Annotated in this window: 21 protein-coding genes and 1 tRNA gene; 15 read left to right on the top strand and 7 right to left on the bottom strand. The window is 65.8% G+C overall.

Annotation, left to right across the window (positions count from 1 at the left end; genetic code table 11):
• Positions 1–105: 105 nt before the first annotated feature.
• From pal to thiD, 7 genes are all read left to right on the top strand, one after another.
• Entirely contained in the window at positions 106–525 is a 420-nt protein-coding gene (pal, locus tag EPO55_RS14645; protein ID WP_296337699.1) for a peptidoglycan-associated lipoprotein Pal, read from the top strand.
• A gap of 95 nt (positions 526–620) precedes the next feature.
• The gene (gene ybgF / locus EPO55_RS14640; protein WP_296337670.1) at positions 621–1,358 is read left to right on the top strand and encodes a tol-pal system protein YbgF; all 738 of its coding nucleotides are present in this window, start codon (positions 621–623) and stop codon (positions 1,356–1,358) included.
• Positions 1,359–1,420: 62 nt separating this feature from the next.
• Positions 1,421–2,446 carry a tRNA lysidine(34) synthetase TilS gene (tilS, locus tag EPO55_RS14635; RefSeq protein ID WP_296337669.1) on the top strand — a complete coding sequence of 342 codons (1,026 nt, stop codon included), beginning with the start codon at positions 1,421–1,423 and terminating at the stop codon, positions 2,444–2,446.
• Positions 2,447–2,472: 26 nt separating this feature from the next.
• A complete protein-coding gene (gene ftsH / locus EPO55_RS14630) occupies positions 2,473–4,416 on the top strand; it encodes an ATP-dependent zinc metalloprotease FtsH (RefSeq protein WP_296337668.1) in 1,944 nt (647 codons plus the stop codon).
• Positions 4,413–5,231 carry a dihydropteroate synthase gene (gene folP / locus EPO55_RS14625; protein WP_296337667.1) on the top strand — a complete coding sequence of 273 codons (819 nt, stop codon included), beginning with the start codon at positions 4,413–4,415 and terminating at the stop codon, positions 5,229–5,231. The genes ftsH and folP overlap by 4 nt, the downstream gene beginning before the upstream one ends.
• A gap of 10 nt (positions 5,232–5,241) precedes the next feature.
• Positions 5,242–6,591, top strand: coding sequence for a phosphoglucosamine mutase (gene glmM, locus EPO55_RS14620; RefSeq protein ID WP_296337666.1), 1,350 nt, complete (start codon positions 5,242–5,244; stop codon positions 6,589–6,591).
• A 10-nt stretch (positions 6,592–6,601) separates the two neighbouring features.
• Positions 6,602–7,402: a bifunctional hydroxymethylpyrimidine kinase/phosphomethylpyrimidine kinase gene (gene thiD / locus EPO55_RS14615; protein ID WP_296337665.1), complete on the top strand. Its 801-nt coding sequence runs from the start codon at positions 6,602–6,604 to the stop codon at positions 7,400–7,402.
• Here the strand turns inward: thiD and EPO55_RS14610 are convergent.
• The gene (locus tag EPO55_RS14610; RefSeq protein WP_296337663.1) at positions 7,389–8,261 is read right to left on the bottom strand and encodes an alpha/beta hydrolase; all 873 of its coding nucleotides are present in this window, start codon (positions 8,259–8,261) and stop codon (positions 7,389–7,391) included. The two genes, thiD and EPO55_RS14610, sit on opposite strands and share 14 nt — an antisense overlap.
• A gap of 22 nt (positions 8,262–8,283) precedes the next feature.
• Entirely contained in the window at positions 8,284–9,462 is a 1,179-nt protein-coding gene (locus EPO55_RS14605; protein WP_296337662.1) for an aminotransferase, read from the bottom strand.
• A 197-nt stretch (positions 9,463–9,659) separates the two neighbouring features.
• Between EPO55_RS14605 and EPO55_RS14600 the strand changes: the two genes are divergently transcribed.
• From EPO55_RS14600 to EPO55_RS14575, 6 genes are all read left to right on the top strand, one after another.
• Positions 9,660–11,006 (top strand): extracellular solute-binding protein, encoded by a 1,347-nt coding sequence (locus EPO55_RS14600; RefSeq protein ID WP_296337660.1) that lies wholly within the window; start codon positions 9,660–9,662, stop codon positions 11,004–11,006.
• A 119-nt stretch (positions 11,007–11,125) separates the two neighbouring features.
• The gene (locus EPO55_RS14595; protein ID WP_296337659.1) at positions 11,126–12,076 is read left to right on the top strand and encodes a sugar ABC transporter permease; all 951 of its coding nucleotides are present in this window, start codon (positions 11,126–11,128) and stop codon (positions 12,074–12,076) included.
• On the top strand, positions 12,073–12,969 hold the full coding sequence (locus tag EPO55_RS14590; protein WP_296337658.1) for a carbohydrate ABC transporter permease: 897 nt from the start codon (positions 12,073–12,075) through the stop codon (positions 12,967–12,969). The genes EPO55_RS14595 and EPO55_RS14590 overlap by 4 nt, the downstream gene beginning before the upstream one ends.
• 5 nt (positions 12,970–12,974) lie before the next feature.
• Positions 12,975–14,078, top strand: a complete 1,104-nt coding sequence (gene ugpC, locus EPO55_RS14585; protein WP_296337657.1) for a sn-glycerol-3-phosphate ABC transporter ATP-binding protein UgpC — start codon at positions 12,975–12,977, stop codon at positions 14,076–14,078.
• Positions 14,079–14,108: 30 nt separating this feature from the next.
• Positions 14,109–14,873: an SDR family oxidoreductase gene (locus EPO55_RS14580; RefSeq protein ID WP_296337656.1), complete on the top strand. Its 765-nt coding sequence runs from the start codon at positions 14,109–14,111 to the stop codon at positions 14,871–14,873.
• A gap of 1 nt (position 14,874) precedes the next feature.
• On the top strand, positions 14,875–15,966 hold the full coding sequence (locus EPO55_RS14575; RefSeq protein WP_296337655.1) for a malate/lactate/ureidoglycolate dehydrogenase: 1,092 nt from the start codon (positions 14,875–14,877) through the stop codon (positions 15,964–15,966).
• A 166-nt stretch (positions 15,967–16,132) separates the two neighbouring features.
• Here EPO55_RS14575 and EPO55_RS14570 read toward each other — a convergent pair whose 3' ends face one another.
• The 4 genes from EPO55_RS14570 to EPO55_RS14555 form a co-directional block, all read right to left on the bottom strand.
• A complete protein-coding gene (locus EPO55_RS14570; RefSeq protein ID WP_296337654.1) occupies positions 16,133–17,821 on the bottom strand; it encodes a hypothetical protein in 1,689 nt (562 codons plus the stop codon).
• Between the two features lie 174 nt (positions 17,822–17,995).
• Positions 17,996–18,487 (bottom strand): hypothetical protein, encoded by a 492-nt coding sequence (locus EPO55_RS14565; protein ID WP_296337653.1) that lies wholly within the window; start codon positions 18,485–18,487, stop codon positions 17,996–17,998.
• Between the two features lie 30 nt (positions 18,488–18,517).
• Positions 18,518–18,593, bottom strand: a tRNA-Glu gene (locus EPO55_RS14560).
• Between the two features lie 57 nt (positions 18,594–18,650).
• Positions 18,651–19,655: a methyltransferase gene (locus tag EPO55_RS14555; protein ID WP_296337651.1), complete on the bottom strand. Its 1,005-nt coding sequence runs from the start codon at positions 19,653–19,655 to the stop codon at positions 18,651–18,653.
• An 83-nt stretch (positions 19,656–19,738) separates the two neighbouring features.
• Here EPO55_RS14555 and EPO55_RS14550 point away from each other — a divergent pair, with 83 nt between their 5' ends.
• Positions 19,739–20,539, top strand: coding sequence for a class II aldolase/adducin family protein (locus EPO55_RS14550; protein ID WP_296337650.1), 801 nt, complete (start codon positions 19,739–19,741; stop codon positions 20,537–20,539).
• A 30-nt stretch (positions 20,540–20,569) separates the two neighbouring features.
• Here EPO55_RS14550 and EPO55_RS14545 read toward each other — a convergent pair whose 3' ends face one another.
• Positions 20,570–20,986, bottom strand: a complete 417-nt coding sequence (locus EPO55_RS14545; RefSeq protein ID WP_296337649.1) for a DUF3828 domain-containing protein — start codon at positions 20,984–20,986, stop codon at positions 20,570–20,572.
• A 415-nt stretch (positions 20,987–21,401) separates the two neighbouring features.
• Between EPO55_RS14545 and EPO55_RS14540 the strand changes: the two genes are divergently transcribed.
• Positions 21,402–23,389, top strand: a 1,988-nt coding sequence (locus EPO55_RS14540; protein WP_296337647.1) for an autotransporter-associated beta strand repeat-containing protein, incomplete at its 3' end; no start/stop codon positions are given.

Here is a 23,389-nt window from a genome sequence, read left to right as displayed (position 1 = left end):
GATATTCTTTTCTTGTCGACCCGAGCGTACCCTGCGCCCGGGTCGATGTTGTCAGGGAGTGGATGGAAAATGCGCATGATCAAAGCTTTGACGGCCATCGCCGCGATGTTCCTTATCGCGGCCTGCAGTAGCGAACAGGCGGCTGCGCCGGCAACCACGACCGTGACACCCGGATCGGTTGCCGACTTCCGCCAGAACGTCGGAGATCGGGTTTTCTTCGACACCGACCAGTCGACCATCCGTGAAGACGGACGTGCGACGCTCGGCAAACAGGCCGAATGGCTGAAGAAATACACCAACTACCAGCTCACAGTTGAAGGCCATTGTGACGAGCGCGGCACGCGCGAGTACAATCTGGCGCTGGGCGAGCGTCGCGCCAACGCGGCCCGCCAGTATCTCATTGCACAAGGCATCCCGGCGGCGCGGATCAAGACGATCAGCTTCGGCAAGGAACGTCCGGATCCCGTCGGTTCCGACGAGGCGGCGTGGGCGCGCAACCGTCGTGCCGTGACCGCGCTGCAGTAGGGCACCACGGCTGCAGGTGACCCTGGAACAGTTTCGAGCGCCGGCCGCCCTTCGGCCGGCGTTTTCGTTTGGAGGCCGGGCGGCCATGCCTGAAAATGGCCGCGTTTGAATTGAAACAATCGCCTGCCATGAAGATGCCCTTACGGCTCCTGATCCTCGTCGCCCTGGCGCTGCCGACCGCAGCGGTCGCTCAACGGGGTGACCCCGTCTATGTCGAGGACCGGCTTAATCAGTTGCAGCAGGCGATTTCGCTCCTCACCGGGCAGATCGAGCAATTGCAGTATCGCAACCAGCAACTCCAGCAGCAGATGGAAAAGATGCAGGCGGACTACGAGTTCCGCCTGGAGCAGGTCGAAAAGGGCGGTGGCCGCCCGGGCGGTGCGCCTGGTGCGCGCCCGACTGCACCGCCGACTGCCGCCGCGGCACCGCAGGCCGCAGCGGCCGCAGGTGCCGCCGACCAAGTCTACAACGATGCCTTCAAGAAGTTGCAGGATGGCGACTATGCCGGCGCCGAGAAGGGGTTCCGGACTTTCGTGCAGCGCAATCCGCAACATGCGCTGGCTGGCAATGCCCAGTATTGGCTGGGTGAAACCTACTATGCGCGCCGCGATTACCAGAACGCGATGACGGCCTTTGCCGAGGGCTACAAGGCCTACAAGACGAGCCCGAAGGGGCCCGACAATCTCCTGAAGCTCGGCGTCACGCTGGCGAACCTTGGCCGCAAGCCCGATGCCTGCGCGATCTTCGCGCGCTTCGCGCAGGATTATCCGCGCGCCACCGATTTGCAGAAGCGGCGGATCGTGCAGGAGCGCCAGAAGAACGGTTGCGGTTGACGCCGGCGGACGCGCAGCCGGCTGACGTCCAACCAGTCAGCCCTGGTGCGTTCGCACACCTGATGGCGCCGTTCGAGCCATTCGAGAGCGGTCCCGTCGTCGCCGTGGCCGTGTCGGGAGGTCGCGATTCGCTCGCGCTGACATTGCTGGCGCGGGATTGGGCGACGGCGCGGGGAGGGCGGCTCATGGCTCTGATCGTCGATCACGGCCTGCGCGCCGCATCGGCACAGGAAGCGGCCGGCACGCGCGACCTGTTGCATCGACTAGGTATCGAGGCCCGTGTCCTTCGCTGGTCTGGACCGAAGCCGCAAAGCGGCCTGCAGGCGGCCGCACGGACCGAACGCTATCGCCTGTTGTCCGACGAATGCCGGCGGCAGGGCATCCTGCATCTCCTGCTGGCCCACCATGCCGATGACCAGTCCGAGACGGTGACGATGCGTGCCGCGCGCGGCAGCGGCCTCGACGGCCTGGCCGGCATGGCCGCGCTGGTCGAACGGCCACACGTGCGCCTGCTGCGGCCGTTGCTTTCGGTGCCGCGGGCGCGGTTGACCGCGACCCTCCTGGCACGCGGCGTGCCGTGGATTGACGATCCGTCGAATGTGGACCTCCGCTTCGAGCGGGCGCGCCTGCGCGCGGCTGCTTCAACGGCGGACACTACGCCGGCCGGCGAGGGCGGCATCCGCGCGGCAGGCGAACGACGTCTGGCCCAGGCGGCGGTCGAAACGCTGGAGTTCGATCAGGTGGGCGCTGCCGTCATCGACCGGACCGGATTCTGCCGGCTGGGCACCCAACTGCAGGCGCGGCTGCTGAGCCGGGTCGTTCTGGCCGTCGGCGGCCGCGATCATGCGCCGCGCCGCGACAGGACGGAGCGGGCGGCCCGCCGTCTGGCAGCCCCCGTTCTCCGCGGCAAATCGGGCAAAGGTCAGGATTTCACGCTGTCGGCGTGCCGTCTGACGCTCCGGCAGGTCCCCGGAAGCCGCCGGCTGCGCTGGATTGTGTGGCCCGAAAATGGCAGGAACGGAGGCCAGCCCCTCGTTCCGGCTGAATTTTTCGCTTGCGGCGGGCGTGCCGCATCCCATGTAGATTGAAGCCCCATTCAACGGAAAAGAACCCTGTGAACCCGTTCAATCGCAACGCCGCCCTGTGGATCGTCATCGTACTGCTGCTCGCGCTGCTCTACAGCGTGTTTCAGGGCGGTGCGACAAGGACTGCCGGCAACACGGTCTCGTATTCGGACTTCGTGCGCGCGGTCGAACAGCGCCAGGTCCAGGATGTCCGCATCCAGGGCAATACGATCACGGGCACGTTCCGCGAGCCGCGTAACGGTGTGCAGAAGTTCTCGACCTACGTCCCGAGCACGCCGCCCGACGAGCAGCTCATGCCGATGCTGATCAAGAACGTCGACCGGGTCGACGCCGGTCCGGCCGAGGAGGGCGTCAATCTCGGCAGTATGTTCGTGAGCTGGCTGCCGGTACTGGTGCTGGTTGGCGTCTACATCTTCTTCCTGCGCCAGATGCAAAGCGGCACCGGCCGGGCCATGGGGTTCGGCAAGTCGAAGGCGCGCCTGCTGACCGAGAAGCACGGTCGCGTCACCTTCGACGACGTCGCCGGCATCGATGAGGCCAAGGCCGAGCTCGAGGAGATCGTCGACTTCCTGAAGGACCCGCAGAAGTTCCAGCGTCTCGGCGGCAAGATTCCCAAGGGCTGCCTGCTCGTGGGCCCCCCGGGTACCGGCAAGACGTTGTTGGCGCGCGCCATCGCGGGCGAAGCCAATGTGCCGTTCTTCACCATCTCGGGTTCCGACTTCGTCGAGATGTTCGTGGGCGTGGGCGCCAGCCGCGTGCGCGACATGTTCGAGCAGGCAAAGAAGAACGCGCCCTGCATCGTGTTCATCGACGAAATCGACGCGGTCGGCCGCCATCGTGGCGCGGGCCTGGGCGGCGGCAACGACGAGCGCGAGCAGACGCTCAACCAGTTGCTGGTCGAGATGGACGGCTTCGAGGCCAACGAAGGCGTGATCCTGATCGCCGCCACCAACCGTCCGGACGTCCTCGATCCCGCCCTGCTGCGGCCCGGCCGCTTCGACCGCCAGGTCGTGGTGCCGAACCCCGACGTCGGCGGCCGCGAGAAGATCCTGAAAGTCCATATGCGCAAGGTGCCGTTGGCGCCCGACGTCGATCCGCGGGTGCTCGCGCGTGGCACGCCGGGCTTCTCCGGCGCCGACCTTGCGAACCTGATCAATGAGGCGGCGCTTCGCGCTGCCCGCGTCGGCAAGCGCCTCGTCACCATGGCCGACTTCGAATACGCCAAGGACAAGGTGCTGATGGGCACCGAGCGCCGCTCCATGGCGATGACCGACGAGGAAAAGACGCTCACGGCCTATCACGAGGCCGGCCATGCGCTGGTCGCCATGCACGTACCCAAGAGCGATCCCCTGCACAAGGTCACGATCATCCCGCGCGGCCGCGCCTTGGGCGTCACCATGCAGCTGCCCGAACGCGACCACCTCAGCCACACCAAGCAGTTCCTCGAGTCGCGGCTGGCAATCCTGTTCGGCGGACGCACGGCCGAGGACATCATCTTCGGACCGGAGAATGTGACCACCGGCGCCGCCAGCGACATCCAGATGGCGACCCAGACAGCGCGGGCCATGATCACCTCGTTCGGCATGTCTGATAAACTCGGGCGCGTCCGTTACCAGGCGAACGAGCAGGAAGTGTTCCTCGGCCACTCGGTGGCCCAGACGCAAAACATTTCCGAGGCGACCTCGCAGATCATCGACCAGGAAGTCCGCCGCCTCATCGAGGAGGCCGAGGGCCGGGCGCGGGTGATCCTTACGGAACGCCTCGACGAACTGCACAAGATCGCCAAGGCGCTGCTCGAATACGAGACGCTCGGCACCGAAGAGATCGGTCAGGTCCTGCGCGGCGAGAAGATCGTCCGCGACGACACCGGCGGGGCGGGACAGGAGCGGCGTCGACGCGCCTCGGTCCCGACCAGCAGCAGCAGCGGCGGTCCGGCGCCGGGCGCCAATCCCGAGCCGCAGCCGGGCATTTGACGGCGGTCTACGCCGGCATTCTGCTCGATCGCCCGCGCTTGATGGCGATCGTCAACGTAACGCCCGATTCGTTTTCCGACGGCGGTGAACGCCTCGACCCGGCGCAGGCCATCGACGATGGCCTGCGTTTCGTCTCGGAGGGCGCCGACATCGTGGATGTCGGCGGCGAATCCACGCGCCCCGGCTCGCGGCCGACGCCGCCCGAGGAGGAGCTGAGACGGGTTCTTCCCGTCGTCGCGGCGCTTGCCAGGCAGAAGGTGGTCGTGTCGATCGACACGCGGCGGGCGGCGGTGGCGCGCGCATGTCTCGACGCCGGGGCGCGGATCGTGAACGACGTTTCGGCGCTCCGTGACGATCCGGAACTGCTGCTGCTGGCGGCCAGGACCGGCACGGCCGTTGTCCTGATGCATCGGCGCGGACGGTCGGAGGAGATGTACGAGGGAGCGGCCTACGGCGACGTCGTCGAGGATGTTCGGCGGTTCCTGCTCGAGCGGGCCCTGGCCTGCGAGACGGCCGGCATTGCGCGCGAGCGCATCGCACTCGATCCGGGCATCGGCTTCGGCAAGAGCGTGTCCGAAAACCTGGCGTTGATCGCCGGGGCCGGCCGCCTCGCCGAGGCCGGCTACCCGGTGGTGGTCGGGTCTTCCCGCAAGGGCTTCATCGGCAAGCTCACCGGGCTTGCCGAGCCCCGCGACCGCGACCCGGCTTCGGTCTGGCTGGCGGTCGAGGCGACACGGCGGCGCGCTGCCATCGTCAGGGTGCACGACATCGCCGCCACCCGGCAGGCTCTCGCGGTTTCGACGGCAATGCGATAGGCTTCAACGCATGTCCCGTTCCCTCTTCGGCACCGATGGTGTGCGCGGCCGCGCCAACAGCGACCCCATGACCGCCGAGATCGCCATGCGCATCGGCATGGCGGCCGGACAGGTGTTCAAGCGGGAAGGCCACCGCAACCGTGCCGTCATCGGCAAGGATACCCGCCTCTCCGGCTACATGATCGAGCAGGCGCTGACCGCGGGATTCCTGTCGGTCGGTGTCGATGTCCTCCTGTTGGGCCCGATCCCGACGCCGGCGGTGGGCTTCCTGACGCGGTCGATGCGCGCCGACATGGGCGTGATGATTTCGGCGTCGCACAATGCCTACGAGGACAACGGCATCAAGCTGTTCGGCCCGGACGGCTTCAAGCTTTCCGATGCGGTGGAAAGCGAGATCGAGGCGCTCGTCGCGTCACCCCAAGGCATGCAACTCGCCGCATCGGCCGCCATCGGCCGTGCCAGGCGGCTCGACGACGTCGATGGCCGCTACATCGAGGCCGTGAAGGCTTCGGCCGCGCGCGGTCTCGATCTTACGGGGCTGAAGGTCGTCGTCGATTGCGCCAATGGCGCCGCGTACAAGGTGGCACCCACGGTCCTGTGGGAGCTGGGCGCCGAGGTGATCCGCGTCGGCGTGTCGCCCGATGGCTTCAATATCAACGGCAACTGCGGCTCCACTCATCCGGCTGTCCTGCAGGAGCAGGTGGTCACGCATGGCGCCCATGTCGGCATCGCCCTCGATGGCGACGCCGATCGCGTCCTGCTGGTCTGCGAGCATGGCCGGCTGATCGATGGCGATCAGCTGATGGGCATCATTGCCGACCAGTGGGCGCGTGACGGGCTGCTGACAGGTGGTGGCGTGGTTGCAACGGTCATGTCCAACCTCGGATTGGAGCGCTATCTCGGGTCGCGCGGCCTGTCTCTGGCGCGTACGCAGGTGGGAGACCGCTACGTCCTCGAGCGGATGCGTGCCGATGGATTCAACCTGGGTGGCGAGCAGTCCGGCCACATCATCATGACCGATCACGCCACGACGGGTGACGGATTGATGGCGGCGCTGCAGGCGCTGTCGGCCTTGATCAAGACAGGCAAGCCGGCGAGCGAGACCTTTCATGCCTTCACGCCGGTGCCGCAGCTCCTGAAGAACGTGCGCGTCGGCGACGCCAACGCCGCGATGGGCGCGATGTCGGTCGTCAAGGCGATCGCCGCCGCCGAGCAGAAGCTCGGCAAGAACGGTCGCATCCTGGTGCGCAAGTCTGGAACGGAACCCTTGATCCGCGTTATGGCCGAGGGCGACGACTCGGACCTCGTGCGCTCCGTCGTCGACCAGATCATCGAAGCGATTCCCCGGCAAGCGGCATGAAGGGTCCCACGTGAAGGGTAGAGTCCTGATCGTCGCCGGCTCGGATTCCGGCGGCGGGGCGGGGATCCAGGCCGACATCAAGGCCGTCACCGCGATGGCGGGCTTCGCCGCGACGGCGATCACTGCGCTCACCGCCCAGAACACCAAGGGTGTGCATGGCGTCGTGCCGATCGATCCTGCCTTCATCGTGCAGCAGATCGAGGTGGTTCTGGAGGATATCGGGGCCGATGCATTGAAAACCGGCATGCTGCACAGCACCGAGGTGATCCTTGCGGTGGCGGGTGCGATCGCCAGACTCGCGCCCTCGACCCCTCTTGTCGTCGATCCCGTCATGGTCGCCAGCAAGGGTGCCCACCGGCTCCTGTTGAGCGACGCCGAAGCGGCAATGCGCGACGTGCTGTTGCCGATGGCAACCCTGCTGACACCCAACCTGCCGGAAGCGGAAGTCCTGGCCGGCTTTCCCGTTCGGGGCGAGGCCGACATGCGCCGCGCCGCCGAGCGCCTCGCGCGGCTGGGGGCCAGAGCTGTCTTGATGAAGGGCGGCCATCTCGAGGGTGATCGCGTGGTCGACCTGCTGTTCCACGACGGACGTTTCGACCGCTTCGAGGATGCGCGTATTCATAGCCGCAACACGCACGGCACGGGGTGCACGCTCGCCTCCGCAATTGCGACGGGGTTGGCGCAGAAGATGTCGCTACGCGATGCCGTCGCCCGTGCGCGCGCCTACGTCCGGCAGGCCATCGAGGCCGCACCGGGCTACGGCGGCGGCCTCGGTCCGCTCAACCACGCTGTGACGGTCAGACCGGGCTAGCGCCGATCGCCTCCGGATGGCCCGGCGTCCACTTGCCGGCCTCGGCGAGGGCGATGAAATTCCAGACCTCGCGGTTGAAGGCGTCCGGTTCCTCGATGTTCACCGTGTGGCCGGTCTTGGCGAACATCGCGAGCCCGGCGTTCGGCAGCACCCGCTTCAGGTAGAGGCTGGGCTGCAGGCAGGGCTCGTCCTCGTCGCCGCAGATGATCAGTGTCGGCAGGTCGAGCTTCTTCCACTCATCCTCGAAATCGTACAGCGACGGCCGCTTGCCCTGGTAGTTCTCCATGGTGTTGGCGCCGCCGATATCGGGATGCTCGCCGAGATTGCGGATGAACTCGGCAAAGCCGCGCGGGTCCTTCTGCTTGAAGCGCGAGCGTGTCGGATTGCCGATCAGGCTCTCGGCGTACTTCGCCATACCCTCGGCGCGAATTTTCTTCGCCGTCGCCTGGGCGTTCTTCTTGAACTGCTCGTGGCCGTCCCGGCCGGCGCCGGAACCGACGCCTGCCAGTGTCAGCGAAAGGGCCCGGTCTGGATAGCAGCGGCCGAAATGTGCGGTGGCGAAGGCGCCTTGCGACAGGCCAACCACATGCGCCTTGGCGATCTTCAGATGGTCGAGCACATGCCTGGCGTCGTCGACGGCATGCTGCTGGGAGTACATTGATGCGCTTTCCGGCACATCGGAGCCCGGGTAACCGCGAAAGGAATAGGTGATGCAGCGATGCCGGCGGGCAAAGAAGCGCATCTGCGGTTCCCAACTGCGCCAGTCGCCGCTGTATTCGTGGACGAAGAGGATGGGCGTGCCGCTGCCGATTTCCTCGTAGTAGAGCTTCACGCCATCCGGTGTCGTTGCCTGCGGCATCTCTTGCTCCGTTCCGATATTTCTATGCGCCGAAGCGTTCCAGACGCTCCAGCACGGCGGGAATCCTGTCATCGGCGACATTGGCGAAGGCCAGTCGCACGAAGCGCTCCTGGCCGGCGCCGAACATGTCGCCCGGAATGGTCAGGAGGTTCTCCTCGTCGGCGAGGCGCTTGGATACGTCGGTCGAACGCTGGCCCACGAAGGGATGCTCGACATAGGCGAAGTAGGCTCCGATGCTGACCAGTCGCCAGCGGTTCGAGCGCGTGAGGCCCTGGCCCAGCATATCGGCCCGCGCCTTCAAGCCCTTCGTGTTCTCGCGCGCCCAGGGCAGCAGGTTGCGCAGGCCATAGAGGGCTGCTTCCTGGCCGAGGCGCGGCGGGCAGATCGAGACGCAGTCCATCGCCTTCTCGATCTCCGCCATCAGATTCGCCCCGGCCGTCACGCCGCCGACCCGGTAACCGGTCAGCGCGAAGACCTTGGAGAAGCTGTAGAGGTGCACCAGCGTGCCGCGCCACGATGGATCGGCGAACAGATCGTGCGGCCGTTCGCCCTCCGGCAAGAAATCCTTGTAGGTCTCGTCGAGGATCAGCGCGATGCCACGCTGCTTGGCGAGCTCGTAGAAGGCGTGGATGGTCGCGCGCGGATAGACGGCGCCGGTCGGGTTGTTGGGCGAGATGAGGATGATGGCACGGGTGCGCGGACCGATCAGCTTCGCCGCGTCCTCCGCGTCGGGCACCGCCCCCGAGCCGGGGCGGAAATCGAGCGATACCGGCTCGACGCCCTGCATGCGCATCCACATGTCGTGATTGAAGTAGTGCGGCCTGGGCAGGATCACCTGGTCACCGGCCTTGGCGAGACTCATGAGCGCCAGGCAGAACGCCTGGTTGCAGCCCGAGGTGATGCCGACCTCGTCGGCGCCGATAGGGGCGCCGTAGAAAGTCGAGAGATGGGCTGCATAGGTTTCCCGCAGGATCGGCAATCCGAGGATCGGCGTGTAGCCGTGCACCGCCGGATCGAGCAGCAGTTCGCCAAGATGCTTGCGCATCTCCATTGCTGGCGGATAGCCCGGCACCGCCTGGCTGAGATCGATCAGTGGCCGCTCGGTGGGGAAGCTGCGGCCCAGCACCCAGCGCTTGGTTTCACCGATGGGGGAGGGCTCGACGGCGGCGAGCCAGGGATTGGGGGCAAGAGTTCGGTTCATGCTGAAGGGGTCTAGCAACGGAGACGCGACGGGAGAAGAGCGTCGCCGGCATTTGCTGGCCGCAAAATGCATTGCTTGGGCGGCGTCTTGTGCATAGCATTCGCGCAAGGCTCCGGAAAAAGGAGCCATCGCTTCGCGGTAACGTGGGCAATAGGGACCAGCCGGCCAACCTGGACGGCACAAGGGAGGAATTGAAGATGGCTTCGAAGAAGGTCAATCGTCGTCGATTCGTGGCTGGCACGGCTGCTCTGTCGACAGCCATGGTCACTGCACCGTTCGTCCGGGGCGCCTATGCCGCGGGCCAGGTCTCGATATTCTTCTGGGACCATTGGGTGCCGGCCGGCAATGTCGAGATGAGGAAGCAGGTCGCCGCTTTTTCCGAAAAGAACAAGGTCGAGGTGAAGGCCGATTTCATCACTTCGCAGGGCCGGCAGACTCTGCTGACCATCAACGCCGAGGCGCAGGCCCGCCGCGGTCATGACGTCATCACGATCGGCAACTGGAACGTGCGGGATCACGCTGACAAACTCGAGAATGTCGATGACGTGGTCGGCCGGCTGATCGCCAAGAATGGCGAGGCCAACGCGGTGGCCAACTACCTGGGCAAGGTCAAGGGCAAGTGGGTTGCCGTGCCGTCGAGCTGGGGCACGCAGAACAAGGGCCCGGCCGCCCGTATCAGCATGATGAAGGAATTTGCCGGCATCGACGTCGTGAAGATGTATCCGGCCGCGGACGTGCCGGAGACTGCCGAGGCAAAGGCGTGGACCAACGAGGCCATGCTGAAGGCCGCCGAGGCCTGCTTCAAGGCGGGCAAGCCGTTCGGCATCGGCCTCGGCACCACGGCGGACAATGTCGATACGGCGGGGTCGATCTTCGCCTCCTTCGGCGCCGAGCTGGTTGATGCCAATGGCAAAATCCAGATCAAGTCGGCGGCTGTCCGCCAGGCGCTGGAATACTGCCAGAAACTGGTGAAGTTCCTGCCGGCCGATGCGCAGAGCTGGGACGATGGGTCGAACAACCGCGCGCTGATCGCCGGCAACGCATCGTTCATCTACAATCCGCCGTCGGCCTGGGCCGTGGCGGTGCGCGATGCACCGGCGGTGGCTGCCGACACCTGGCATTTCCCAATACCGTCGGGCCCGAAGGGCCGGTTCGAGCCGCACAGCATGAACTTCTGGGGCATCTGGCAGTTCGCGCAAAACAAGGGTGCGGCGAAAGATCTGATCGAGTTCCTGATGCAACCCGACAATGTCGATGCCCGCAGCACCGCGGTCATGGGCTACGATCTGCCGCCGTTCGCAAAGATGTCCGAGTCGAAGGTTTGGGACAAGATCGGGCCGCCCGTCGGGACCGTCTACAACTACCCGGTCCGCAAGCAACACAATGCGGTCGCGCATCTGGCGCACATGCCGGCTCCTCCGGAAATCGCGGTGCAGATCTACAACCGCGGCACGGCGCCGACCATGCTGGCCAAGCTGAAGGCGGGCGAGTCGATCGACCAGGTCATTGCCTGGGGCAATCGTGAGCTCGAAGGCTTCATGTGACGTGTTGTGGACGCCTGACCGGCCGCGGCATCGTGCCCGTCCGGTCAGGCGGACCTTCTCGCGACGGGATTGGCCCAAGAAGCTCTGAACGTCGCTTCTTCTCGATCGAGGAGACTTGAATGGCCGACGGTAGCACAATGGTGATCGGCGCGGGCTCGGCGAAGGCGTCCGCGTCACGCCGGGTGGGCAGCTTGAAGAAGCTGGCGAGGCGACGTTCAACCACCGCGCTTCTGTTGTGCGCGCCGCTCATTGTCCTGATCGTCGGACTCAAGGTCTATCCGACCTTTTATGCGATCTTTCTCAGCATGCTCGACCGCAAGATGGAGCACTTCGTCGGGCTCAACAATTTCGTCTACCTTCTCAACCGCCCGTCCTTTCAACTGGTGATCTTCCAGTCCTGCCTGTTCGCGATCACCGCGGTGGTCATGAAGGCGACATTGGGCTTCATCCTAGCGCATCTGATGCACAATATCCGCGGCAAGAACCAGCGTATCTGGCGCGGCCTGCTGCTGGTGCCGTGGGTGATTCCGCTATCGCTGTCCACGCTTAGCTGGTGGTGGCTGTTCGACCCGTCCTATTCCGCGTTCAATTGGACGCTCAACTGGTTCGGCTTCGAGTCCATCCCGTTTCTCGGCACCACATGGAACGCGCGCATCGCGGTGATCGTGGTGAACACCTGGTTCGGCGCGCCATTCTTCATGATCATGTATCTCGCGGCCCTCAAGTCGGTGCCCGAACAGCTCTACGAAGCCGCCGCCATCGATGGCGCCACCGCGTGGCAGAAGCTGATCTACATCACGCTGCCGATGATGCGGAACATCATCCTGATCACCGTGCTCTACAGCCTGATCGTCACCTTTGCCGACTTCGACATCGTGCGCATCCTGACCAACGGCGGCCCCCAGGACAGCACCCATCTGTTCGCGACCTACGCATTCAACGTCGGTATCGAGTCCGGCAACATTCCGCGCGGCGCCTCGGTCAGCCTGTTCATGTTCCCGATCCTGGCAACGCTGGCGTTCTTCGTGCTGCGCGACGTACTGAAGCGCAGCAAGGAGATTTCGACATGACCGGCGTCACGGCAACTGCGAACGCGGTCCCGCGCAAGGCCAAGGTCGGCAGCCTGGAGCGGCAGAACCGCTGGGCGCTGCGCGGCAGCTTCGCCGCGCTGAGCGTCTTCGTGGTGATCTTCCTTGTCCCGCCCTTCTACATGATCATGACGAGCCTGAAGTCGTCGGCCGAGATCTCGGCGCAGAAGGGCAGCCCCTGGATTGCGCAGAATCCGACCCTGGACAACTTCGTCTATCTGGTGACCAACGAACAGTTCCAACGCTATTTCTTCAACTCGGTCTGGGTCACGGCGCTGGTGGTGATCCTCAGCATGACGATCGCCATCCTCGCCGCCTTCAGCCTGTCGCGCATGGGCTTCAAGGGCAGCCAGGTGATTTCCACGGGTGTTTTCCTGACCTACCTGGTGCCGCCGTCGCTGCTGTTCATCCCGCTGTTCCAGGTCGTGGGTTCGCTCGGCCTGATCAACAACACCTGGGTCTTGGTGCTGCTGTTTCCCACGCTCGCGGTGCCGTTCTGCACCTGGATCATGATCGGCTATTTCAGTTCGATCCCGAAGGAGCTCGATGAAGCAGCATTGATCGACGGCGCCAGCTACCCGCAGATCCTGCTGAAGATCTTCATTCCCGTGGCGTTGCCCGGGATCATCGCCGCCACCATCTTCGCCTTCACCGTGGGCTGGGGGGCGTTTCTGTATCCGCTGGCCTATCTCTACAGCGCGGATCAGGCGGTGCTGACGGTCGGCATCGTCCGCGAATTGATCCGGGGCGACGTGTTCGCCTGGGGCACGATCATGGCTGCATGCGTCATGGGGGCGGCTCCGCCCATCATCATCTACACGTTCCTGATGGATTACTATGTCGCCGGCCTGACGGCAGGCGCAACGAAGGGATAGACGGCATGTCGCAGGTTTCGATCCGCAAGATCGTCAAGGAGTATGAGGGCGACGTCCAGGCGGTAAAGGGTATCGACCTGGAGATCGATGATCACGAGTTCGTCGTGCTCGTCGGCCCCTCCGGCTGCGGAAAATCCACGACGTTGCGCATGATCGCCGGACTTGAGGAAATCACCTCCGGTGAGATCTGGATCGACGGCGACGTGGTGAACGACGTGCCGCCCAAGGACAGGGACATCGCCATGGTGTTCCAGAACTATGCGCTGTATCCGCACATGAGCGTGTTCGAGAACATGGCTTTCGGCCTGAAGCTGCGCAAACTCCCCAAGGACGAAATCAAGCGCCGTGTCGACGACGCCGCCAGAATGCTCGACATCGAGATGCTGCTGGACCGTAAGCCAAAAGCGCTGTCGGGCGGCCAGCGTCAGCGTGTCGCCATGGGTCGCGCCATTGTGCGCAATCCCAAGGTGTTCCTGTTCGACGAGCCGCTCAGCAACCTCGACGCCAAGCTGCGTGTGCAGATGCGCACCGAGATCAAGAAAGTGCACCAGCTCGTCCCCACCACCACCGTCTATGTCACCCACGACCAGGTCGAGGCGATGACGCTGGCCGATCGCGTGGTGGTGATGAACCACGGCGTCATCGAGCAGGTCGGCACGCCCAACGACCTCTATCATTCCCCGGCCACCAAGTTCGTGGCCGGCTTTATCGGCTCGCCTGCGATGAACTTCATCCCCTGCCAGCTCGAGCAGGCGGCCGGTGCGCTCCGTCTCCGCCTCAGCGACAAGCTCTCGTTCCCGGTGCCCGCCGACCGCACAGCGCGCTACACCAGCCATGCTGGGAAGGCCGGCTTGGTGCTCGGCCTCAGACCCGAGCACATCGCCGAGACGCGCCCGCACACCGAGCCCAACCAGCACGATTTCGACATGATGATCGACGTCGACGAGCCGATGGGCATGGAAACGCTGGTCTACTTCACGATTGCCGGCGCCGGTATCTGCGGCCGGGTCAACCCCAATGCCGGCGCGACGGCGGGCCAGTCCATGAAGCTGAGAGCCGACCTCAGCAACATGCACCTTATCGACGACGGCACCGGGAAAGTGCTCTAGTCGTCGTTTTCCAGGATTGGGGAGAGAGTAATGGGTTCGTTGACGGGCAAGGTCGCCTGGGTGACCGGTGCTGGCTCGGGTATTGGCCAGGCTGCGGCAGTGGCACTCGCAAAAGAGGGCGCGACCGTGGTCCTGACCGGCCGCCGCAAGGCGCCGCTGCAGGAGACGGTGGCCACGATCAAGAAGGCGGGCGGCAAGGCCGACATCCAGGCAGGCGACCTGATGAAGGCGGCGTCCGTCACCAGGATCGCCAAGGCGATCGAGAAGAAATATGGCCGCTGCGACATCCTGGTGAACAACGCCGGCCTCAATATCCTCGAGCGCCAATGGGCGAAACTCACGCCGGCTAGTGCCAAGCAGGTGATCGACGGCAATCTCTCCAGCGCCTTCTACTGCACGACGGCGGTGCTGCCGATGATGCGCAAGAAGAAGGACGGCATCCTGATCCACACCTCTTCGATGGCCGGCCGTCATGCCAGCCTGCTGAGCGGGCCGGCCTACTCGGCGGCCAAGCACGGCGTGGTGGCCATGAGCCATACGATCAACATGGAAGAGTGCGTCAACGGCATCCGCTCGAGCGTGGTCCTGCCGGGCGAGGTGGCAACGCCGATCCTCGACAAACGGCCGGTGCCGGTGACCAAGGGGGAGCGGGCGAAGATGGCGCAGTCCGAGGATGTCGGCGACCTGATCCGCTACGTCGCCTGCCTGCCGGCGCACATCTGCATCAACGAGGTCTGGATCACGCCGACCTGGAACCGCGGCTACGTCGCCAACCTCCAGCGCGGCAAGGCCTGACATGACGGTCACCCTCAAGGCGGAGGCGCTCGAAGCCTTCGTCGCGGACATCTTTGCCTCGGCCGGCTGCTCCAAGGAGGAGGGCGGCCGCATCGGCCGCTATCTCGTCAGCGCCAATCTCTCGGGCCACGACAGCCACGGCGTCGTGCGCGTGCCGCGCTACGCCGTCCAGAAGAAGAACGGCACGGTGGTGTCCGATGTCACCGTCGAGGTCGTGATCGACACGCCGGTGATCGCCGTCGTCGACGGCAAGTACGGCTTCGGCCAGACGGTGACGCCGCAGGCGGTTCGCATAGGCATCGAGAAATGCCTCAAGAACGGCCTCTCCGCCGTGACCCTGCGCAATGCGGGCCATGTCGGCCGCGTCGGCGACTGGGCCGAGATGGCGGCCGAGGCGGGACTCGTCTCCATCCACTTCGTCAACGCCTCGGGCAGCGTGCTCGTGGCGCCTTACGGCGGCGTCGAGCGGCGCTTCTCGACGGCGCCCTATTGCGTTGGCATCCCGCGGCCCGGCCAGGACCCGCTGGTCCTCGACTTCGCCACTTCGATCGTGGCCGAAGGCAAGGTGCTGGTGGCGAGCCAGGGCGGCAAGAAGGTGCCCGACGGCGCCTTGATCGGCCCCGACGGCAAGCCCAGCGCCGATCCGCACCTGCTCTACGGTGACTACACCCCGACCGGCCCGCGCGAGCATGCCAAGGGCACCGGCGCCATCCAGGCCTTCGGCGACCACAAGGGCTCGGGCCTTGCCTTCATGTGCGAGATGCTGGGCGGGTCGCTCAGCGGCAACGGCGCCACCGACCCCAAGCGCGGCCGCTTCGCCAACGGCATGCTGTCGTTCTACGTCGATCCCAGGGTGTTCGATCCCGCGGGATTCTTCCCGGCCGACATCGCCAAATACGTGGCCTTCGTGAAGAGTTCGAAGCCTGCCGGCGCCGGCGGCGAAGTGCTGGTGCCGGGCGAGCCTGAATCCCGCACCCGCGCCAAGCGGCTGGCCGAGGGCGTGCCGCTGCCCGACGATACCTGGGCCGCCATCGTCGAGACGGCGCGCTCGGTCGGCCTCGACGAGCGACGGATTCAACAAGCCACGATGTAAGGACGGCCGCGCCTCTTCTCCTCCCCAGCTACGCTGGGGAGGTGTCGGCGTCTTACGCCGACGGAGGGGTCATGAGCGACGCGACTGGTGCTTCCGACCCCTCCGTCGGCCTATGCGGCCGACACCTCCCCTTCGCGGACTCCGCGAAGGGGAGGAGAGGGTGATCCTATCGCCCTGGTGCGCGCCGCAAGCGGTGGAATGGCCCTGCCACCGGATCGTCGAAGGCGAGTGTCGCCGCATAGTCGGTGCGCAGCAGGCGGTGGAGCGCGGCCAGGCGGGCGCTGTCGGCGACCATGCCGGTCTCGGTCTCGAGTTGCTTCTGCTCCATCGACCACAGCCGGGCCACCAGCACGTCGTACCCGAGCTCAAGCGCACGATCGATCTGGCGCCGGAGGTCGGCGACATGGGCCTCGGTGGTCCACTCCGGATGGCGCAGCACCTGGCCCGTGAAGCCGATCCACTTGAACTTCGGCAGGGCCTGCGGCGCCGGACCCAGCGCCTCGACGCCGGGCTCGGCGGTTCCCCAGTGCAGCGAGGCGTAGATCATCGACCAGTCGAAATCATGCAGCACGAACACCGTGCGCGCCGGGTCGGATTCCTTTTCCAGGCGCTCGACCGCCTGCTGCCATTTGCCGTCGAGGCCGCGCAGCGGCGCCAGGCTCCAGACGTTGTAGGCGAGCAGGGTGATGGTAAGGGCGCCGAGCGCCGCCAGTCCCCGGGCGCCCCAACGCCGCTGGGCCGCCACCAGGACCAGCGCCCAGGCCGGCGTCAGCCAGGCCATGACGTTGATCTGCATCTGCGGATCCTGCGGCTGGGAATAGAGGTTGAACACCGAGCCCGCAACGAAGGTGACGCCGAACACGGCGGCGAGCGCCACGGCGCGGCTGTCGTGACGGGCGCGCCACAGCATCGGCACCGCCACAGCGGCGATCGCCAGCATCCAGACGGTGGCGGTGTAGCGCCAGATGTCCCAGCCCGGGATGCCGGGGATCGCCGCCACCCCGGCGCCCAGCAGATAGGCCACCATGCCGTCCCACAGGTAGCCGACCTTGGGCCAGGTGAAGCCCGCCCACACCGAGTTCACGGCCTTGCCCGTCCACAGGAGATCGAGCGGCCCGACGGCGCCGTTGTGTCCGTGCGAGGCGAGCGCCGCCACGCTCGCCATCGCGGCCATGGTGGCGAGGAACAGCGCGCTCCGGCCGACGCGCAGCGCCGGATGCTTCTCGCCAAGCCAGAGCGCCACCAGCATCGCGGGCAGGGTGGGGAACATCAGACGCCATTCGAACAGCCAGGCGAGGCTGAACAGCGCCGCCACCGCCACCACCCGCGCCGTCGTCGGCCGGGCGAACCAGACGGCGCCCAGCGCCATCGACGCGAACAGCAGCGTGTAGCTCGGAAGGATGTCCTCGTTCACGATGGCGAGGAACATCACGAAGCTGGACGAGATGTGGAACAGGGCGGCGAGCAGCGCCACCAGCCGGTCGCCCGTCAGCGCGCGCACCAGCAGATAGACCGCGCAGAGGCAGAGGCTGCAGCTCACCGCGTTCAGGATGGTGATCTGCCGCCGCGGGTCGCCCGCGAAGACACCCAGCAGGTCGAGCACCCGGCAGAGCGCGCCATAGACCGGATAGAAGAGATAGTTCGCGGGATAGAGCGGCGCCGAGGCGGGATCGACCACCCAGGCCTTCAGCTCGAGGCTCTTGAACACGCCGTTGCCGGTGAGCCCGCCCTGGGCGTTGTCGAACCACAGGATGATCGCGATCAGGAGCGCGCTGCCGCCGATCGCCAGCAGGGCGAGGTCGGCGGCGTAGCCGCCCTGGGGTGATGATCTGGTGGAGCTGGTAACGAAGACCAAGGGAATGCCTGCTTGCGTCCCGGCTTGGCGCTTCCGACAGGACTGAGCGCTCAAGTGGAAAAACTCAATGACCGCGGTGCTTCTTGCCGTTCGCGCCGAGGTCAAACCAGCTCAGTTTGAACGCGTCCTTGTACCATTGCCCGGTTCGCCGGGTCGAGGCGCTTTCGGCTTTCCTCAACGGCAGCGGGTTTGCCACAGGCTGTCGGTGCCGTTGCTGACGAGCTTGCCGTCTTTGATCGTATATTCGTTGGTGTCCACGTTTCGGTTGGAGAGGGCTCGCCTGCGGCCATCGCTCCCTTTCGTGTCCGTCTGCTGGCGGGTTTGACCGAGTGATGGAAAGACCGTGGTGTATTCGAGCGTCCCGTCCGGCTTTCTCGCCGCCGCGACGATCGTGTTGGTATCGTTGCCGGCGTTCTTGTCGCCACCGAAGTCGCGTTGCATTTGAAGCTTCCCGCCTGTCACCAAATACGTAATGGCGCCGTTGCTCCGGCTGACGGGAGCACGGCAATCGATTTGCCATGTCCCCAGCAGGCCCCATTTCGACGCGACCTCGGCGACCGTCTGGGCCTGTGCCGCGCCTAGCGAGCCCAGGAAGATCAAGAGTGCAATGAGTGAATGCTGCATGCCACTTCCCCATCTTCGCGCCGCCACCAGCACGGAAAGCATGATACCAGCCAAATTTTTTGAGTTTCCGGCTGGCGCTCCCTACGGGATTCGAACCCGTGTTTTAGCCTTGAGAGGGCCACGTCCTAGGCCTCTAGACGAAGGGAGCTAAGGGCCGGACGCGACAGATAGTCGAATGGCCCGGCCGGTGCAACCCCCGGGCAAATCAGCCGGGTTTGCGGCCGGCAATGCGCGACAGCACGCCGGGCACGAAGGGGTGGACGGCGACGTCCACGAACCCCGCGCCCTGCAGATAGGACTTCACCTCCGATTCGGTGTGGGCGCGGCCTGTGCTGTGCTGGATCGCCTCATTGAGGCCCCACAGGGCGGCGGAGAGCGGCCCGCGCCGGTCGTCGTGCAGGGTTTCGCCCACGAGATGCATCTCGCCGCCGGGGACGAGCGAGGCGAAGGCCTTGCCGACCACGAGGCGGATCAGGTCGGGCTCGTATTGCGGCAGGTTGCTGGCCATCACCACGACGTCGATGTTCTGGGGGAACTCGGTACGTGTGAAATCGCCGGGGAGCGTGGTGACGCGGTCCGCGGCGTTGTTGGCCGCGATGTATTCGTCGGCCACCACCGTGACCGGCGGCAGGTCGAGCACGATCGCCTTCAGGCCCGGGAAGGTTTGCGTCGCCACGATGCTGTAGGCGCCCGAGCCGCCGCCGAGGTCGAGCAGGCGCTTGCGGCCGTTCAGATCGACGCTGCGGCTGAACAGGCGGGCCGCGCCCATGCCGATGGAATAGGTGGCGGCGTGATAACGCCGGGCATCCTCGACCGTGAAGTCGACATAGGCGCCGAGCCGGTTCTCCTCGGGATTGCGCAGGCGCTTGGAGAGTTCGCCGAAGGCCGACCAGCGCGGCTTGGTGAACAGGATCCAGGGGCCGGCGTAGCGGTCGGCGCCCTTCACCAGGAAGCGTTCCACATCGGGCGCGTTGGCGAAGCGGTCACCCTCGCGGCCAAGCAGCGTCATGGCGACCAGGACGGTCAGCAGGCGCTCGGCGTTGCGTTCGCTGATGCCCACCGCCTTGGCGACAGCGGCGATCGTGTCCTGGCCATGGGCGATGGCAGTGAACACTTCGAGCTCGACCGCGGCCATCAGGGCCGCACTTTCCCAATAGGCCTGCGCCATCTTCTGCAGGCGTGTCGTATCGAGGCGCGGTTTTTCGGCCATCTGGTGTTTCCTCTTTTGTTGCCGGAGCATACCGCGCGGGCCTAAGCTTGCCCCTCGCCTGTTTCCGCCGGGAGGAACCGCCCATGGACATGCACATCGCCCAGGACATGCCGCTGACCGGTATCGACATTGGCTCGCTGCCGCCGGCTGAAGGCGAGGCGGTGCTGCGCCGCCAGCTCGCCGCGGCCTACCGGCTGGTCGACCATTTCGGTTGGACCGAGCTGATCTACGGCCATCTCACGGCGCGCGTGCCGGGCGAGCAGCCGCACTTCCTGATCAATCCGTTCGGCCTCAACTACGACGAGGTCACGGCCTCGAACCTGGTGAAGATCGACCTCGACGGCAACATCATCGGCAAGTCCGACTATCCCGTGAACTACGCGGGCTTCGTCATCCATTCGGCCGTCCACATGGCCCACGCTGCGCGCCACAAGGTGGTGATGCACACCCACACCCGCGCCGGTATGGCGGTGTGCGCGCTCAAGGAAGGACTGCTGCCGATCTCGATGGCGGCCACGACCTTCCACGGCAAGCTCTCGTATCACGACTACGAGGGCCCGAGCCTCGACCTCGACGAGCGCGGCCGCCTGCTGGAGAACCTGGGCGACAACCAGGCCATGATGCTGCGCAACCACGGCATCCTGACCACCGGCCGCACCGTGCCGGAGGCGTTCATACGACTCTATCGCCTGGAGCGGGCGTGCCAGATCCAGCTCGATGCAGGCGCCGCCGGCACGCTCAACATCCTGGGCGACAATCTCGCCGCCAAGTCGGGCGCCGATGTCGACGGCTTCTCCGAAAAGGGTGGCGGCGCCATCGGCGATCTCGAATTCGCCGCCCTCATACGCAAACTCGACAAGACCGACACGAGCTGGCGGCACTGACCGTCCGGCCGGCGTTCAGCGCCTCTCCGTTCAGCGCCTGGTGTAGAGGGCGCTGAGGGCGCCATTCGGACCCCTGATGTCGGCGATGCGCCAGCCGGCAGGGGTCTGTTCCAGATCGATGAGCAGCTTTTTCGCCTGGCCGAGGTTGGCGAAGGTGACCGTGCCGGTCGCCGCCGTCGTGCCCTTGGGGACGACGGCGATGGCGAGCTTCGTGATTTCCCAATCCTGCGCGTCGACGAACGGGTCGCCGTTGAGGGTCGGGACATCGCCGCGCCGCCGGGCGGCGGCGAAGTCGGCCGTCATGGTGCGCGCGAGGGCGGGCACGAAGAAGCGGCTCGCCTCCTGATACGGCTGTCCCGGGAAATCCTTCGCGAGATAAGGCTTATAGATCGCCTCGAGAAACATTTGAGGCGAGGTTTGCTGCGCCAGCGCGGGACCGACGAACACGCCGAGGCACAGGGTGACAGCCGTTCTTCTACCGAAGGTTGGGCCTGGAAGGGCTGGTTGCGTGGTCACAATTTTGCCTCCTTGGCGTTCAGCCGAGCTGAGAAATTTCGGATAAGTCCATGATTTTACTGTAGAAACTAGATTCTCATCGGAACCGCCTGATCCATATCAATAATTCCGCAGTAGCTATTCAATAAAGTGTCATTCCTGTAGTATGCAAATCTGCATCTCTCGAATGAAAAAAAGTGCAATCAGCAGGGCGGTCCGTTCGATCGGGAAGCGTCGGGCAGCGTGTGTTGCTGCCGTACTCAGCGTCCTCCCCGGGGACGTCGGAATCGCGCGTGCCCAGTCGACTTCGACGTGGCAGACCGGCGGGACGACCGACTACGGCACCCCCGCCAACTGGAACAATGGCGTGCCAAGCGCCGGCGATACGGCGGTTTTTGGCACCGCCGGGGGCAGCCAGCCGGCCATCGGCGGCAATTTCACCATCGGCACGGTCGATCTGACAGCGGGGTCACTTACGATCGGCGGCGGACAGACGTACACGGTTCAATCCGCCTTCAACCTCGCCAATGCCTCCGTCCTGGGCAGCGGCACCCTGCAGCTGGAGGCCGGGTCGACGCTCACCGCCACTGGGACGTCGACCGTCGCGCCGGTGATTTCGGGAGCCGGCGCGACGGTCGCCAGCGGAACAAGCCTCACCTTCACCGGCAACAACACCTACTCGGGCACGACCACGATCTCGGCGGGAACGCTGAGCGTCGGCGGCGGCGGTACGAGCGGCACCCTGGGAACGGGCGATGTGATCAACAATGGCACGCTCCTGTTCAACAGGACGGATGCCGCGGTCACCGTCGCCAACAACATCTCCGGGACGGGCGCGCTGACCAAGAGCGCGGCGGGAACCGCCACCACGCTGACGCTGACCGGGACCAACAGCTACAGCGGCACCACGACGATCACCGAGGGCATCCTGCAGGTCGGCGCGGGCGGCACGACCGGCACGCTGGGCACGGACGGCGTCGTCACCACCGGCGGTACCCTGCGCTTCAACCGCTCCGACGCGCTTTCGGTCTCGGGCGTGATCTCCGGGACCGGCACGGTGAGCCAGTTCGGCGCCGGCACGACGACCTTGAGCGGCGCCAACAGCTACACCGGCGCGACCACGATCACGACCGGCGCGCTCAACATCCAGCGCAACACGGCGCTCGGCACCACGGCCGCCGGCACGACCGTTTCCAGCGGTGCGGCGCTGGAGGTCCAGAACAACATCACGGTCGGGGCCGAGGCGCTGTCGCTCGCCGGCAGCGGCATCTCCGCCGGCGGCGCGCTGCGCAACATCTCGGGCACCAACAGCCTGGCCGGCGCCGTTACCCTGGCCGGTGCGACCCGCATCAACTCCGATGCCGGCACCCTCACTTTGAGCGGCGCGGTCGGCGGCGCCACGCAGAATCTCACGGTCGGCGGCGCCGGCAACACGACCATGTCCGGCGTCATCGGCACGACGACGGGCACCTTCACCAAGGATGGGGCGGGCACGGTCACGTTGTCGGGTGCGAGTACCTACACCGGCGCGACCACGATCTCGGAGGGCGTGCTCAACATCCGCAACGCCACCGCGCTCGGTACCGTGGCGGGCGGGGTGACGGTGGCGAACGGCGCCGCGCTCGAGCTGCAGAACAACATCACGGTCGGCGCCGAAGCCCTGACGCTCAATGGGACCGGCGTTTCCGCCGCTGGCGCCCTGCGCAACATCTCCGGCGCCAATACCTATGGCGGCGCGATCACCTTGGCGGGCGCGACCCGAATCAATTCCGATGCCGGCACGCTGACGCTGAACGGCGTGATCGGCGGGGCGGCACAGGACCTGACGGTCGGCGGCGCCGGCACCCTCACCCTTGCGGGTGTCATCGGCACGACCACCGGTTCCCTCACCAAGGATGGCGCAGGGACGACGAACCTGACAGGCGCCCACACCTACAGCGGCACGACGACGATCTCGGCCGGCACGCTCAGCATCGGCAACAACACGACGACCGGATCCCTGGGCAGCGGTGCGGTGATCAACAACGGCACCTTGCAGATCAGCCGCTCGACTGTCGTTACCGTCGCCAACGACATCTCGGGCACGGGCGGGCTGACCAAGCTCCAGGCCAACGTCGCGACCTTGACCGGCACGAACACCTACACCGGCACCACGACCATCTCGGCAGGTACGCTCAGCATCGGTGCGGGCGGCACGGCCGGCACGCTGGGCACCGGCGCCGTCGTCAACAACGCCACGCTGCTGATCGACCGCTCGGACGCCGCGATCACGATCGCCAACAACATCTCCGGCACCGGTGCACTGACCAAGAGTGCGGCCGGGACGGCCAGCACGCTGACGCTGACCGGGACCAA

The organism is Reyranella sp. (assembly GCF_004296935.1).
Taxonomy (GTDB): Bacteria; Pseudomonadota; Alphaproteobacteria; order Reyranellales; family Reyranellaceae; genus Reyranella.
The sequence above is the reverse complement of the archived record's forward strand: the minus strand, read 5'-3'. Positions and strand labels throughout refer to the sequence as shown.